Consider the following 13,631-nt stretch of genomic DNA (forward strand, 5'->3'; position numbering starts at 1 on the left):
CACTGCAATCGGATCACGAACGACATTGACCCTCATGGCGCCTTCGCTTAATCAATTTCCCAGCAAACAGGCCGGACTTGTCCACGCCTGCCTTCCGCCGCCCCTTCATGGAGATCGCACCCTATGACCAAGCCAGACCTCGCCTCCCTTGAGAAGACAATCGACAAGGCTTTTGACGAGCGCGACGGTATCAACACGGCAACGCGCGGCGAAGTGCGCGAAGCCGTCGAACAATCGCTCGTTCTGCTCGACCGCGGTGAAGCCCGTGTCGCAGAAAAACAGGCGGACGGCAACTGGCAAGTCAACCAATGGCTGAAGAAAGCAGTTCTGCTCTCCTTCCGTCTCAACCCGATGGAAGTCATCAAGGGCGGCCCCGGCCAGTCCTCCTGGTGGGACAAGGTGCCGTCGAAATTCGACGGCTGGACAGCCAATGAATTCGAAAAGGCAGGCTTCCGCGCCGTACCGAACTGCATCGTGCGCCACTCGGCCTATATCGCGCCAAACGCGATCCTGATGCCATCCTTCGTCAATCTCGGCGCCTATGTCGATGAGGGCACCATGGTCGACACCTGGGCCACCGTCGGCTCCTGCGCACAGATCGGCAAGAACGTTCACCTTTCCGGCGGCGTCGGCATCGGCGGTGTTCTGGAGCCGATGCAGGCCGGTCCAACCATCATCGAGGACAATTGTTTCATCGGCGCCCGTTCGGAAGTCGTTGAAGGCTGCATCGTGCGCGAAGGCTCGGTCCTCGGCATGGGTGTTTTCATCGGCAAATCGACCAAGATCGTGGATCGCGCAACCGGCGAAGTCTTCTATGGCGAAGTGCCGCCCTATTCGGTCGTCGTTGCAGGCACCATGCCGGGCAAGAACGTTCCCGGCGAAAACTGGGGTCCGAGCCTCTATTGCGCCGTGATCGTCAAGCGTGTCGATGAAAAGACCCGCTCCAAGACCTCGATCAACGAATTGCTGCGTGACTAGAGCATGTCTCCCGAAAGTGGGAACCGGTTTCGGGATAAAGACATGCTTAAAGCAAATGGATAGCGCGTTTCGACAATGACTGAGAGCGTGCTTAAAAACAAAAGGCGACGCTGCTGGCGTCGCCTTTTTGCATTTAATGGTCGCCCCTTCGGATGGCGCAATGCCTCTGATCCGGGCAGTCCGGGGAGACACTGACGCCATCCTCCGGGGAGATTTCTTGGCAGCCCTTCGGTTGCCCCGCGTGTCACATGCGTGAGGGGGAGGAACGCAACGGACGATGCAGGGCGACCGACAGGCTCAGCCGTCAGAACGAATTAGTTCTGGTAGCTGGACGGGGAAGCGTCGCCGAAGCGATGAGCCGAACCGTCCTGATTAACTGGCGCAGACTGACGAATGGCAGCCGGAGCCGTATAGTCGATGTTGCTGCGGGTCGAAGCGACCGGCGTTTCGCCAGGAAGAACGAAAGCCTTGTCCTGAGCAGCCATTGCAGGCGGCTGGCCAACGAACGGGTTTTCGGCATAGGCAGCACCGGCGCTAAGAGCGACAGCAAGAGCGGCGAGAGCAAACTTCTTCATTTCTTTATTCCTTTTCTCCATAGCGTCCCCGACATCGGTGCTTAACCGGCTGAACCTTGAGACTGCATCTCAGGCATAGAGGAGACATTTGGTTAGCTGGGCCTTCGTGGCCCGCCCTACGGTGCCAGGCACATCTGGGAGGAAATGCCCCGACACCTTCGGGAATACATGCAATGTGGGTATTTCATTCATGCCCGGTCCGTCTGGACCGGAGAGGCCAAAAGTCCGAGCGGACTTTTAGTTCTGGTAAGAGGAAGGCGATGCGTCACCGAAGCGGTGAGCCGAACCATCCTGATAAACCGTTGCCTTGTTGATCGAGGCAGGAGCCGTGTAGTCGAGCTTCTGGCTCTGCGTTGCAACCGGCGTACGGTCATTTGCATAAAGATCGGCAGGTTCGCCGACATGCGGGTTTTCTGCAAAAGCGGCACCAGCGGTAAGAGCAAGAGCAGCGGCAGCAAGAACAATCTTCTTCATTTTCCTATCTCCTTGGAAAGTGGAGCGGCGTTTGTTCGTCGTTCCGATGCAGCTGAAATGGGTAACAGTGGGCAAAAGTTCCAGTCACGAAAATGTTTCCTTTATCACACATTTGTGCGGCCATTTTCTTGGAGAACGATAATTGAAATTATAAAATAATAACAAAATCAAATATTTAATTGATATACCAGCAATCACACGACTGTTACAAAGTGTCTTTTGTTCAAAAAGAGCGAACAGTCTGTCCCAATATATTGTCCAATGAGAGTGAACAATGATGCGATTTTTCGCGAAATCGGTCCTTTGCAAACGACGCAAGCTTCGTCGAAATGACACCCTGATTTGCGGCTGGCATCGTTCAGCCAGTCAAATCAGCCCATGCTCAAAAGAAAAGCCGCATCGAAATGCGGCTTGATGACATTCAATTGGACCAGCTTTTGATTGAACACTGTAACCCCGATCAGTTGTTTGCAACAGCGACCGAACGCCCGGCAATGGAAACCCACTGACCGGAATTGGCAGGCGACTGCATCTTGATATAGCGATACGAAGTTTTCTCGACCGGCAACACCTCGTCGCGCAGATTGTCGAGGATATAGTCGCCATGATCTGTGCGGGCGGTCAGGACGACATGCGGCTCGCTGCCCTGTACCATAGTAATGAGAAGCTGTGACGGGCTGATGCCCCGCGCCATCAGCTGGGCCCGCTTCATCAGGACATAGTCTTCGCAATCGCCCTTGCCGTTGACCGGAATGGTCCAGTAATCGCGCTTGCCATAATTATCCTGATCGGAGACCGGTTTGATGCGGCGATTGACGGAGCTGCTGACCGATTGCAGCAGCTTCGCGCGCTGCGGGGTCATCTTCATCGGCGGCAATACGCGATGCGCACCGCAATCGCGCTTGTTACGATCGCAGTACTCCTTGTGTCCGTAAGGAATGCTTGTAAGCCCGCCTGCTTCACTCCATTGCGCGGCCTTGGCCGGTATTGTCGTCGCCCCGAAGAGCACCATCATGCCTGCTATCGCAGAAGTGACAAAACGCATGCGCAGTTTCCCATTTAAAAAGAGTCCCCGTTGAGCGGCCCTTTGCGGGTCTCGTTATCAACTTATTTTTAACTAACGATGACAGGACCCCTCCGGTCAAGGAAATTTCGTTCCCAAATTGAAACCGGTTGAGAAAAACAAGTGAAAGGCGAAACGATGCCGCCTGCGCGCAACCATCGGATTGCTGTTTCATCCGCCGGCTTCCGGCCTGTTTTTTCAACGCGCATCTTAGTCCGAAAACCGCTTCGCACTTTTCGGGATGCGCGATAATCTCGCCGTCAGACGATTCCCTTTTCAAAAAAGTCCTGATCTCATGAGCTTAGCCGTCAATCCCGCCGATAACCTTGCCGCCCTCATCCGCTGTGCATCCGTAACGCCTGCCGAGGGCGGTGCGCTGACGGCGCTGGAAGCAATGTTGAAGCCGATGGGGTTTTCGGTGGAACGACCTGTCTTCCACGATGAAGACACGCCCGACATCGAAAACCTTTATGCACGCAAGTCGGGCAATGGCCCACATCTGATGTTTGCGGGACATACCGATGTCGTGCCGCCCGGCAATGAGGGCGACTGGAAGCACCCGCCCTTCTCTGCCGCCATAGAAGATGGCGTGATGTACGGCCGCGGTGCGGTTGACATGAAGGGCGGTGTGGCTTGCTTCGTGGCCGCAGTTGCCCGTCACATCGAAAAGCACGGCAGCATCAAGGGCAGCGTTTCGTTCCTCATCACCGGCGACGAAGAAGGCCCGGCCATCAATGGCACGGTCAAGCTTCTCGACTGGGCGAAGCAGCGCGGCGAAAGCTGGGATGCATCCATCGTCGGAGAGCCGAGCAACCCGAATGCGCTCGGCGATGCGATCAAGATCGGACGGCGCGGCTCGCTGTCCGGCACGATCACCGTCCATGGCGTGCAGGGCCATGCCGCCTATCCGCATCTGGCCGAAAACCCGGTACGCGGCATTACCACGCTGGTCGACAGCCTGCTTCATCCGGCTTTCGACCAAGGGACGGCCAATTTCCAGGCCAGCAATCTGGAAGTAACCAGCATCGACGTCGGCAACAAGGCCACCAATGTGATTGCGAACAAGGCAACGGCCTCGTTCAACATCCGCTTCAACGACACCTGGACGGCAGAGACCTTGCAGGCCGAAATCATCGCGCGCCTCGAAAAAGCCGCCCGCGACAATCGCTTGCGGCCGGGTCGCGAAACACCGATCAAATACGAACTCACCTGGCGCGAGCATCCGAGCCATGTGTTCCTGACCCGTGACGAAAAGCTGATCGGCACGCTGACGGCTTCCGTCGAGGCCGTAATGGGCAAACGCCCGGAACTGTCGACATCAGGCGGCACGTCCGATGCCCGTTTCATCAAGGATTATTGTCCGGTGGTCGAGTTCGGCCTTGTCGGACAGACCATGCATATGGTTGACGAGCGCGTGGCCCTTGCCGACCTCGCAGGCCTGACACAGATTTATGAACGCTTCATCGCCGATTTCTTTGGGTAACGCATAGTCCCGGAAAGTCGCATGACTGTTCGGCCGGGATTACGCGAAAAATTGGGAATCTCATGCCAAGCCTGGACGATATTTTCAGATATTTCTGGGGCGTCTGGAAAATGATGCTCGGGCGCAAGGAAGGACTGGGCTATCTCGACATTTCCGCCGAGGGCTTCTGGTCGTCCTTCTTTGCGATAGCGATTGCACTGCCGCCGCTCTTCGCAAGCTGGGTCGCTTATGCCGCGGATCTGACGGCAGGTCGCGAGGAGGCAGGCTTGCGCTTTGCCATCGTCACGCGCGCAGCCTTCGTGGACATAGCGGCCTGGATTATTCCGCTCGTCATCATCGGCCTTGTCGCCAAGCGGATCGGCATTGCCAAGCGTTATGCGGCCTTCGTGATTGCCACCAACTGGGGCAGCGCACTGCTTTCGTGGGTCTTCGCACCCATTACACTGCTACAGCTCTTCTTTCCCGGACGGTTCGACATCGCGACACTGTTTGCCTTCATCATGTTCGGCGCATCCATTGTGCTGAGCTACCGGCTGACTTTTGTCGCGCTGCAGCGCCCACATGCCTATGCGGCACCATTCTTCGCCTGCATCGTCTTTGGCTCACTGTTCCTGACCGTCCTGCTGCAGCAACTGCTCGGGATCGGCTTTGATCCGCACGCCTATTAAAGCGAAAGCCATTATATCGGCATGGGATGATTGAGGGCGCTGGCGATCTCGGCCATGACGGCACGGAGAGCCGGAACCGTTTTCATATCGGAATGAACGACCATCCACACCTCGCGTATGAGCGGGGCATGATCCGGCAGCGCTGGCACCAGCTGCTCCTGCGACTCAGCCATGAAATCAGGCAACATGGCTATGCCTGCGTTCTCTCTTACAAGAGCGAGCTGCATCTCCAGCGTATTGGCGCGCAGGGCGATTGGCCGGGCACCAGCCAAAGCAAGCAAATGGGCCTGCTGCGGAGCGTCTTCCAGACTTTCATCATAAGCAATGAACTGCCATTCTTCAGGAGGAGTTCGCGCCAGATAATCCCGGCTCGCATAAGGGCGGAAAGCTTCCTCGCCCAGCCTGCGAATGGTGAGATCGCCGGTTGTCGGGCGCGTCAGGCGAATAGCTATATCCGCCTCCCTACGGTTCAGTGAACTGAAGCGCGCTTCTCCCATCACACGCATATGGATACCCGGATATTGTTCTGACACGGCAGCGAGCGGCTTCGCCAGTCTTGCAACCGCATAGGACGGCGGCGCGGTAAGCGTGATGGTCGCGCTTATGCCCGTATCCCGAACTGCGCCGAAACGGCTGATGGCTTGTGCCTCGTCCTGCATCTTGCGCGCAATCGCCGCAATCCGCTCGCCGTCTTCCGTCAGCAGAAAACGCCGCCCCCGGCGATCAACCAGTTTCAAACCGGTTTCGGATTCCAGAGCTGCCACACGTCGCGCAATCGTCGCATGTTCTACATTGAGCAATCTGGCGGCACCGGACAGAGTCCCCGTATCGGCCAAAGCCACAAAGTAACGCACGCTTTCCCAATTCACCATTGTGAAATTTTTCCCATACGCTGCGATCAAATCGGCAATTTTTTCCCGTTTCTCTATCCACGATACTGCCACGGATTGCAACGGAGACTGACTGATGGACCACGAGATCATTCTGAACGAAACCGGTGAAGCAGAGCTGCTTCAGACAGTCCCGCAGACACCCCGAAGCCCCGGTGCGGGCGAGATACGTCTTCGCCACGAGGCAATCGGCGTGAATTTTGTCGACATATATCATCGGACCGGCCTCTATCCGCTGCCGTCCTTTCCGGCAGTGCTCGGCGTCGAAGGTGCAGGCGTGGTGGAAGCTGTCGGATCGGATGTACCCGACCTCAAGCCAGGCGACAGGGTTGCTTATGCGGGCCTGCCAGTGGGGGCATATGCTTCAACCCGGATCCTGCCTGCCCAAAGAGCATTGCTACTGCCCAGCACAATTTCCTCGCAGTCGGCGGCAGCGACCATGCTGCGCGGTCTTACCACCCACATGCTCCTCACCAATACATTTCCCGTTGGCCCGGATACAATCATGCTGGTGCATGCAGCCGCAGGCGGACTGGGCACCTTGCTGACCCGTTGGGGCAAGGCTCTTGGAGCAACTGTGATCGGAACAGTCAGCTCGGAAGACAAAGCCGAAATCGCGCGCAAAAATGGTGCCGATCATGTGCTCGTCGGACGCGATTGCGATTTCGTGACAGCCACCCGGCGTCTCACGGATGGACAGGGCGTTCACGTCGCCTATGACGGGATCGGCGGTGAAACTCTGGCCAAAACGGCACAATGCGTGCGCCCGTTTGGTACTCTGGCGAGCATCGGGCAGGCCGGTGGAAAAATCTCCCAGAGCGTCATTGATACACTCGGCAATCAAGCAGATCTTTCTTTCGTCCGGCCAAGCGTGATCGCTTACATCAACGATCTGGATAACTACCGAAATTCCGCTTCCAAGCTTTTCGACATCATGGAAAAGGGACTGACTGGAACGATTGGGGCAACCTATCCGCTGAGCGAGGCAGAACAGGCCCATCGTGCGCTGGAGACGGGAAAATCATCCGGAAGTTTGCTCTTGATCCCCTAGAGCGCGCTTCGGGTCTCAATACGGAAAGGCGTAGTCCACACCAATCAGATAAAGCCCATAGGGCGGGGCAACCTGCCCGCAGGCCTTGCGATCTTTGGCTTCCAAAGCCGCCTGCAGATCATCCGCCGTCCAGCGGCCAACACCCACTTCCATCAGGCTGCCTGCGAAGGACCTGACCTGATTGTGCAGGAAGGACCGCGCCGAAACGCGCATTTCCACGTAATCGCCGTTGCGGACGACATCGAGCCGGTCGAGCGTCTTGACCGGGCTCTTGGCCTGGCATTGCGTGGCGCGAAACGTCGTGAAGTCGTGCTCGCCCAGGAGCCGCTTTGCTGCTTCGTGCATCGCTTCAGCATCAAGTCGCTTCTGCACCCACCATGCGCGCTGATAATCAATCGCCAGAGGCGCACGGCGATTATGGATACGATAGAGATAATGCCGGGCACGCGCTGAAAAACGCGCATCGAATGTGTCCGTCGTCTTCTCGACATTCAAGATGCTGACGCGCTCATCCGCCATGACGAGGTGCGCATTGACCGCATCGCGCACCTTGCCTGCACCCCAATCCTTGGTGAGATCGACATGCACGACCTGCGCGGTTGCATGCACGCCTGCATCGGTGCGGCCAGCCGCACTCAGCGTCAAATCTTCCCCGCAGAACTTCTTGAATGCCAGTTCGATGGCATTCTGCACCGCATGGCCGTTTTCCTGCCGCTGCCAGCCGACATAGGGCGTGCCATCATATTCGACAGTGAGCTTGTAGCGCGGCACCGCTTACAGAACCTTCGAAACCTGTGCGCCACGCAGAAATTCTTGCGCGGGCAATGGTTTGCCGCCGGAACGCTGCAGCGTAACGAGCCGCACGGCCCCTTCCCCGCAGGCAACCGTCAGGCGATCGTCCAGCACCGTGCCCGGTTCACCGGACCCCTCACCCAGCGCCGAGCGCTGAAGCTTCACACGTTCGACAGCGCCATTGATTTCCATCTCGCACCATGCACCCGGAAAGGGCGACAGACCGCGAATGGTATTGTGCACGTCCTGTGCCGGCTTCGACCAGTCGATGCGCGCCTCGGCCTTGTCGATCTTGGCGGCATAGATGACGCCTTCTTCCGCCTGCGGCTGCAAGGCAAGGCTTTCACGCTCAAGCGCGCCCAGCGCACGGATCATCAGGTCGGCGCCGATCATGCTCAGACGGTCATGCAGTTCGCCTGCCGTCATGTCCGGCGTGATCGCAACCTTTTCGGCCATGGCAACGGAACCGGTATCGAGCCCGGCATCCATCTTCATGATCATCATGCCGGTTTCGCTATCGCCTGCCATGATGGCACGCTGGATCGGAGCCGCACCGCGCCAGCGCGGCAGCAGCGAGGCATGGCCGTTATAGCAACCGAGGCGCGGTGCATCCAGAATGGCTTGCGGCAGCAGCAGGCCATAAGCCACGACAATCGCGACATCGGCTTCGAGGCTTGCGAAAACGTCCTGCTCTTCCACGCCCTTGAGGCTCTTCGGCGTGAACACCGGAATGCCGAACTGTTCGGCCTTTTCATGCACCGGTGACTTGGTCAGCTCCAGCCCGCGACGGCCCGCCGGGCGCGGCGGCTGCGTATAGGCCGCAACAACCTCATAACCGTGACCGATGATGGCGGTGAGGATCGGCACGGAAAATTCCGGCGTCCCCATGAAAACGACACGCATTAAAGCACTTTCCCAGGCGCGCGCTGGCTGGCGAGCTTCTTGAACTTCTTGATGACCATATCGCGCTTCAGCTTGGAAATATGATCGATGAAGAGCACGCCGTTCAGATGATCGATCTCATGCTGCAGGCAGGTAGCCATCAGCCCGTCGGCTTCGATCAGATGCTGTTTGCCATCTGCATCGAAGTAATTGACCTTGATGGCGGCTGGCCGTTCCACTTCGGCATAATAATCCGGGATCGAAAGACAGCCTTCCTCATAGGTGCTGACTTCATCCGTCACGCCGACAATCTCGGGATTGATGAAGACATGCGGCGCTTTCGGTTCATCTTCCTTGGCAAGGTCGATGACGAGCATGCGGATCGGTTCGCCTACCTGAATGGCAGCGAGGCCAATGCCCGGCGCATCATACATGGTGTCGAACATGTCGCCGGCAAATTTGCGCAGCTGGTCGTCAAAGCGCTCCACAGGCTTGGAAACCTGGCGCAGGACGGGGTCGGGAAGGATGACAAGCGGTTTTACAGACATGGGCTTTCACGTAATGGCTCACGCGAGAATCGTCAATTACACTTTGCAAAATGTTCTCGTTTTGATCTCATCAAGATGATACGAATCAGCTAAGCTCTCTTCATGGAAAACCAGAATCTCCTGAATGAGCCGATTCTGCAGCTCGGTGCCACATCCTTCACGCTGGGGAATATCCTGCTGGCGGGTATCGTCGTGCTGGTGCTGTGTCTTGCCATTTTTCTGATCGCGGCGACGCGCTCTGCCCGGCTTCGCGCGGTTGCGGAAGCACAGGCCGAGGACCGTGCCCGTGATGCAGAATATCGCATGGCGGAAATCCTGAAAGCACAGGCCGAGATGCAGGGCCGGATGCAGACCATGGCCGAGGTATTCGGCTCGCGGCAGTCGGAACTCAACCAGTCGATCCGCGAACGGCTCGACGGCATGACGCATCGCATCGGCCAGACCATGACCGAACAGACCCGCTCGACGCATGAAAATCTCGCCAAATTGCAGGAGCGTCTTGCCGTCATCGACACGGCGCAGAACAATATCCAGTCGCTCGCCGGACAGGTGGTGCAATTGCAGGCGATCCTCGCCAACAAGCAGACGCGCGGCGCTTTCGGCCAGTCGCGCATGGAAGCGATCATCGCCGACGGCCTGCCGCAGGGTGCCTACGAGTTTCAGGCAACGCTTTCCAACAGCACCCGTCCCGACTGCCTTGTACGGATGCCGAACAATGCACCCTCGCTCGTGATCGACGCAAAATTCCCGCTCGAAGCCTGGAATTCGATGCGCGAAACGGAACAGCCGGAGGCGCGCAAGGCAGCAGTCGCCCAGTTCCGCCGCGACATGGAAGTGCATATCAAGGATGTCTCGGACAAATATCTGATCCCCGGCGAAACACAGGATACGGCTTTTCTGTTCGTGCCGTCGGAGTCCATCTTCGCCGATATTCACGAGCACTTCGAGGCCCTGATCCAGCGTGCGCATCGGGCGCGGGTCGTCATTGTCTCGCCGTCGCTGCTGATGCTGTCGATTCAGGTCATTCAGGCAATCCTGAAGGATGCCCGCATGCGTGAGCAGGCGCATGTGATTCAGGGCGAAGTGATCCGCTTGATGGAAGATGTGGGCCGCCTCGACGAGCGCGTGCGGAAGCTGCAAACGCACTTTGTGCAGGCCAACAAGGATATTGACGATATTCTGGTGTCGTCCAACAAGGTCACCCGACGCGGCGCGAAGATCGAAGCGCTGGAATTCGGCCCTGCACCCGCAGAGGAAGCATCCCGCCCGCAAACGAGACAGGCGGAAAACACTCCCACTCAAATGCGCCTGCGCGTGGTGGATGAGGACTAATTTCTTCGGCTTACAATAGCGACGCCGCTATTTCCCTCATCCTGAGGAGGCGCGAAGCGCCGTCTCGAAGGACGAGGGAAACGCACAACTCGACCCTCATTCTCAGCCTGTCGAAGAGGCGGATAGCACAACGGCTCATCAAGTATTGGCTGGCCGGTCGGAATGACCAAGATCGCGTTCCGGCCAGACCAGATCGCGCACGCGTTGCTTCAATACCTTGGCTTCCGGAAATCCGCCGTCACGCTTGCGCTCCCAGATGAGTTCTTCACTGCCGTCCGGCATATGAACACGGATTTCAAAAACCCCGCCGGTGCCCGGACGCAACGCCATTTCGCCTAAGTCCTGCCCGAAAGTCTGTAACAGTTCCTGCGCCATCCACGCAGCGCGCAACAGCCAATTGCATTGGGTGCAGTAGGTGATGGAGATGCGGGGATGTTCGGACATTGATTTCACCTTCTGAACACGAGCAATCTTAAAGTCGATTGCCGCAACTTGTTAGGCAGGCAAACTTGCATCAACATCTATCTTCCAACGACAAGCGGGGGCAAGTCATGGAAGTAACTGTCTATATTCTGCGTTGCGCGGACGGTTCATATTACACCGGTCTCACCAAGCAGAACATCGAAGCCCGGTTGTGGGAACACAATGAAGGCATCTACGAGAGTTATACGAATAAGCGTCGACCAGTCGTGCTTGTCTTCACTGAAACCTATGACTGCATTGTCGACGCAATCGCTCGCGAACGTCAAATCAAAGGATGGTCACGTGCAAAGAAAGAGGCGTTGATTGCGCTAAATTATGAGGGCCTGCCTGCACTGTCGAAGCGGGGATGAGGGGAGCGCTGTCGCCCTCGTCCTTCGAGACGCCTCCTTCGCAAGCTCAGGAGGCTCCTCAGGATGAGGACAAAATTGGCATCGTCAAAGTTCAAAAAGAAAGGGCGCCGAAGCGCCCCTAAAACAACTTGAGATCAATCATCGCCCATCTTGAGCGCCTGAATGAAAGCTTCCTGTGGGATTTCGACCTTGCCGAACTGGCGCATGCGCTTCTTGCCTTCCTTCTGCTTTTCCAGAAGTTTGCGCTTACGCGTCACATCGCCGCCGTAGCACTTGGCCGTCACGTCCTTGCGCAGTGCCGAGATCGTCTCGCGCGCCACGATACGACCGCCAATCGCTGCCTGGATCGGGATCTTGAACATGTGCTGCGGGATCAGCTCCTTCAGCTTTTCGCACAGCGCGCGTCCACGCTTTTCCGCAGCCGAGCGGTGGACCAGCATCGAAAGCGCGTCGACCGGCTCTTCGTTCACAAGGATCGACATCTTGACCAGATCGCCCTCACGGTAATCCGAAAGGTTGTAGTCGAACGAGGCATAGCCCTTCGAGATCGACTTCAGACGATCGTAGAAATCGAACACCACTTCGTTGAGCGGCAGATCATAGGTGATCATGGCGCGGGGACCAACATAGGTCAGATCAATCTGCAGACCACGGCGCTCCTGGCAGAGCTTCATGATCGCGCCGAGATAATCATCCGGCGTCATGATAGTCGCACGAATCCAAGGCTCTTCAATCGCATTGATCTTCACCACATCCGGCATATCAGCCGGGTTGTGCAGCTCTTTCTGCGAACCGTCCTGCATGTTCAGGCGATAGACAACTGAAGGCGCGGTCGTGATGAGGTCGAGATTGAACTCGCGCTCAAGACGTTCCTGAATGATTTCCAGATGCAGCAGGCCAAGGAACCCGCAGCGGAAGCCGAAACCAAGCGCAGCAGAGGTTTCCATTTCGAACGAGAACGACGCATCGTTGAGGCGCAGCTTGCCCATGGCAGCGCGCAGATCCTCGAAATCCGCCGCGTCGACCGGGAACAGGCCGCAGAACACGACCGGCTGCGCGGGCTTGAAGCCAGACAGCATCTTGTTCGTCGGGCGGCGATCTTCGGTGATCGTATCGCCAACGCGGGTGTCGGCCACTTCCTTGATCGAAGCGGTGATGAAACCAAGCTCGCCGGGACCGAGTTCGTCCACCTGAACCATCTTCGGCGTGAACACGCCGGTGCGTTCCACCGGATATTTCGCGCCCGTGCCCATCATACGGATGGTCTGGCCCTTTTTCAGAACGCCATCAATGATGCGCACCAGAACGATAACGCCGAGATAGCTGTCATACCAGCTATCGACCAGCATGGCCTTGAGCGGCGCATTGCGGTCGCCTTCCTTCGGCGCGGGCAACTGGGTGACGATGGCTTCCAGCACATCCTCGATGCCGATGCCGGTCTTGGCCGAAATATGCACGGCCTGTGCGGCATCAATGCCGATCACTTCCTCGATCTGCTGCTTGACGCGCTCAGGCTCGGCAGCGGGCAGGTCGATCTTGTTCAGCACAACCACGATTTCATGGTTGTTGTCGATGGCCTGATAGACATTGGCCAGCGTCTGCGCTTCCACGCCCTGAGAGGCGTCCACCACCAGAAGTGAACCTTCGCACGCGGCCAGCGAGCGCGAGACTTCATAGGCAAAGTCGACGTGTCCGGGCGTGTCGATCAGGTTCAGCACATAATCTTCGCCGTTCTTCGCCTTGTAGCTGAGACGGACGGTCTGCGCCTTGATGGTGATGCCGCGCTCGCGCTCGATATCCATCGAGTCGAGAACCTGATCCTTCATCTCGCGCGTGTCCAGCCCGCCGGTCAACTGAATGAGGCGGTCGGCCAGCGTCGATTTGCCGTGGTCGATATGGGCGACGATCGAAAAATTGCGAATATGGTCAAGTGGTGTGCTCATGCGCGCGATTTAACAGCAAGAAGCGGAATCTCAAAGCGGTTTTCGGATAAGTTCACGCTGAAACAAAAAAACGAACATGGGAAAAAGTCCTGCTATCATGATCGTGACAACAAGTCCCC

15 protein-coding genes are annotated in these 13,631 nt (G+C 57.4%); 6 read left to right on the forward strand and 9 right to left on the reverse strand.

Annotation, left to right across the window (positions count from 1 at the left end; all coding sequences use genetic code 11):
* Window positions 1-123: 123 nt before the first annotated feature.
* The gene (dapD, locus tag AAE521_RS21385; protein ID WP_010659422.1) at window positions 124-978 is read left to right on the forward strand and encodes a 2,3,4,5-tetrahydropyridine-2,6-dicarboxylate N-succinyltransferase; all 855 of its coding nucleotides are present in this window, start codon (window positions 124-126) and stop codon (window positions 976-978) included.
* A gap of 314 nt (window positions 979-1,292) precedes the next feature.
* Here dapD and AAE521_RS21390 read toward each other — a convergent pair whose 3' ends face one another.
* The 3 genes from AAE521_RS21390 to AAE521_RS21400 form a co-directional block, all read right to left on the reverse strand.
* Entirely contained in the window at window positions 1,293-1,553 is a 261-nt protein-coding gene (locus AAE521_RS21390; protein ID WP_010659421.1) for a hypothetical protein, read from the reverse strand.
* Between the two features lie 237 nt (window positions 1,554-1,790).
* Window positions 1,791-2,027, reverse strand: coding sequence for a hypothetical protein (locus tag AAE521_RS21395; RefSeq protein ID WP_010659420.1), 237 nt, complete (start codon window positions 2,025-2,027; stop codon window positions 1,791-1,793).
* 460 nt (window positions 2,028-2,487) lie between these two features.
* Window positions 2,488-3,039 carry a transglutaminase-like cysteine peptidase gene (locus AAE521_RS21400; RefSeq protein ID WP_010659419.1) on the reverse strand — a complete coding sequence of 184 codons (552 nt, stop codon included), beginning with the start codon at window positions 3,037-3,039 and terminating at the stop codon, window positions 2,488-2,490.
* A 346-nt stretch (window positions 3,040-3,385) separates the two neighbouring features.
* Here AAE521_RS21400 and dapE point away from each other — a divergent pair, with 346 nt between their 5' ends.
* Both dapE and AAE521_RS21410 read left to right on the forward strand, forming a co-directional pair.
* Entirely contained in the window at window positions 3,386-4,573 is a 1,188-nt protein-coding gene (gene dapE, locus AAE521_RS21405; RefSeq protein WP_342062396.1) for a succinyl-diaminopimelate desuccinylase, read from the forward strand.
* A gap of 62 nt (window positions 4,574-4,635) precedes the next feature.
* Window positions 4,636-5,241, forward strand: a complete 606-nt coding sequence (locus AAE521_RS21410; RefSeq protein WP_071632567.1) for a hypothetical protein — start codon at window positions 4,636-4,638, stop codon at window positions 5,239-5,241.
* Between the two features lie 11 nt (window positions 5,242-5,252).
* Here AAE521_RS21410 and AAE521_RS21415 read toward each other — a convergent pair whose 3' ends face one another.
* Window positions 5,253-6,113, reverse strand: a complete 861-nt coding sequence (locus AAE521_RS21415) for a LysR family transcriptional regulator (protein ID WP_071632566.1) — start codon at window positions 6,111-6,113, stop codon at window positions 5,253-5,255.
* Window positions 6,114-6,207: 94 nt separating this feature from the next.
* On the opposite strand from AAE521_RS21415, the gene AAE521_RS21420 reads away from it, so the two are divergent.
* Window positions 6,208-7,182, forward strand: a complete 975-nt coding sequence (locus AAE521_RS21420; protein WP_071632565.1) for a quinone oxidoreductase family protein — start codon at window positions 6,208-6,210, stop codon at window positions 7,180-7,182.
* A 15-nt stretch (window positions 7,183-7,197) separates the two neighbouring features.
* On the opposite strand, the gene truA is transcribed toward AAE521_RS21420, so the two are convergent.
* From truA to def, 3 genes are read right to left on the reverse strand one after another with little or no spacing between them, the layout of a single operon-like run.
* Window positions 7,198-7,953 carry a tRNA pseudouridine(38-40) synthase TruA gene (gene truA, locus AAE521_RS21425; RefSeq protein WP_071632564.1) on the reverse strand — a complete coding sequence of 252 codons (756 nt, stop codon included), beginning with the start codon at window positions 7,951-7,953 and terminating at the stop codon, window positions 7,198-7,200.
* Window positions 7,954-7,956: 3 nt separating this feature from the next.
* A complete protein-coding gene (fmt, locus tag AAE521_RS21430) occupies window positions 7,957-8,877 on the reverse strand; it encodes a methionyl-tRNA formyltransferase (protein WP_071632563.1) in 921 nt (306 codons plus the stop codon).
* Window positions 8,877-9,404, reverse strand: coding sequence for a peptide deformylase (gene def / locus AAE521_RS21435; protein WP_010659411.1), 528 nt, complete (start codon window positions 9,402-9,404; stop codon window positions 8,877-8,879). The genes fmt and def overlap by 1 nt, the downstream gene beginning before the upstream one ends.
* Window positions 9,405-9,506: 102 nt before the next feature.
* On the opposite strand from def, the gene AAE521_RS21440 reads away from it, so the two are divergent.
* Window positions 9,507-10,736: a DNA recombination protein RmuC gene (locus AAE521_RS21440; protein WP_071632562.1), complete on the forward strand. Its 1,230-nt coding sequence runs from the start codon at window positions 9,507-9,509 to the stop codon at window positions 10,734-10,736.
* A gap of 138 nt (window positions 10,737-10,874) precedes the next feature.
* On the opposite strand, the gene AAE521_RS21445 is transcribed toward AAE521_RS21440, so the two are convergent.
* A complete protein-coding gene (locus AAE521_RS21445) occupies window positions 10,875-11,180 on the reverse strand; it encodes an Rdx family protein (protein WP_071632561.1) in 306 nt (101 codons plus the stop codon).
* Window positions 11,181-11,287: 107 nt separating this feature from the next.
* On the opposite strand from AAE521_RS21445, the gene AAE521_RS21450 reads away from it, so the two are divergent.
* Complete coding sequence (locus tag AAE521_RS21450; RefSeq protein WP_342062397.1) at window positions 11,288-11,569, forward strand: GIY-YIG nuclease family protein; 282 nt, start codon at window positions 11,288-11,290, stop codon at window positions 11,567-11,569.
* Between the two features lie 134 nt (window positions 11,570-11,703).
* Here AAE521_RS21450 and lepA read toward each other — a convergent pair whose 3' ends face one another.
* Entirely contained in the window at window positions 11,704-13,512 is a 1,809-nt protein-coding gene (gene lepA / locus AAE521_RS21455) for a translation elongation factor 4 (protein ID WP_010659407.1), read from the reverse strand.
* Between the last annotated feature and the right edge of the window lie 119 nt (window positions 13,513-13,631).

It is taken from the genome of Brucella cytisi (assembly GCF_038433355.1).
GTDB classification, from domain to species: Bacteria; Pseudomonadota; Alphaproteobacteria; order Rhizobiales; family Rhizobiaceae; genus Brucella; species Brucella cytisi.

What these genes read in the sequence shown, in the direction of transcription:
- dapD (WP_010659422.1), top strand. Translation starts at nt 124, where the DNA reads ATGACCAAGCCAGACCTCGCCTCCCTTGAGAAGACAATCGACAAGGCT.
- AAE521_RS21390 (WP_010659421.1), bottom strand. Translation starts at nt 1,553, where the DNA reads ATGAAGAAGTTTGCTCTCGCCGCTCTTGCTGTCGCTCTTAGCGCCGGT.
- AAE521_RS21395 (WP_010659420.1), bottom strand. Translation starts at nt 2,027, where the DNA reads ATGAAGAAGATTGTTCTTGCTGCCGCTGCTCTTGCTCTTACCGCTGGT.
- AAE521_RS21400 (WP_010659419.1), bottom strand. Translation starts at nt 3,039, where the DNA reads ATGGTGCTCTTCGGGGCGACGACAATACCGGCCAAGGCCGCGCAATGG.
- dapE (WP_342062396.1), top strand. Translation starts at nt 3,386, where the DNA reads ATGAGCTTAGCCGTCAATCCCGCCGATAACCTTGCCGCCCTCATCCGC.
- AAE521_RS21410 (WP_071632567.1), top strand. Translation starts at nt 4,636, where the DNA reads ATGCCAAGCCTGGACGATATTTTCAGATATTTCTGGGGCGTCTGGAAA.
- AAE521_RS21415 (WP_071632566.1), bottom strand. Translation starts at nt 6,113, where the DNA reads ATGGTGAATTGGGAAAGCGTGCGTTACTTTGTGGCTTTGGCCGATACG.
- AAE521_RS21420 (WP_071632565.1), top strand. Translation starts at nt 6,208, where the DNA reads ATGGACCACGAGATCATTCTGAACGAAACCGGTGAAGCAGAGCTGCTT.
- fmt (WP_071632563.1), bottom strand. Translation starts at nt 8,877, where the DNA reads ATGCGTGTCGTTTTCATGGGGACGCCGGAATTTTCCGTGCCGATCCTC.
- def (WP_010659411.1), bottom strand. Translation starts at nt 9,404, where the DNA reads ATGTCTGTAAAACCGCTTGTCATCCTTCCCGACCCCGTCCTGCGCCAG.
- AAE521_RS21440 (WP_071632562.1), top strand. Translation starts at nt 9,507, where the DNA reads ATGGAAAACCAGAATCTCCTGAATGAGCCGATTCTGCAGCTCGGTGCC.
- AAE521_RS21445 (WP_071632561.1), bottom strand. Translation starts at nt 11,180, where the DNA reads ATGTCCGAACATCCCCGCATCTCCATCACCTACTGCACCCAATGCAAT.
- AAE521_RS21450 (WP_342062397.1), top strand. Translation starts at nt 11,288, where the DNA reads ATGGAAGTAACTGTCTATATTCTGCGTTGCGCGGACGGTTCATATTAC.
- lepA (WP_010659407.1), bottom strand. Translation starts at nt 13,512, where the DNA reads ATGAGCACACCACTTGACCATATTCGCAATTTTTCGATCGTCGCCCAT.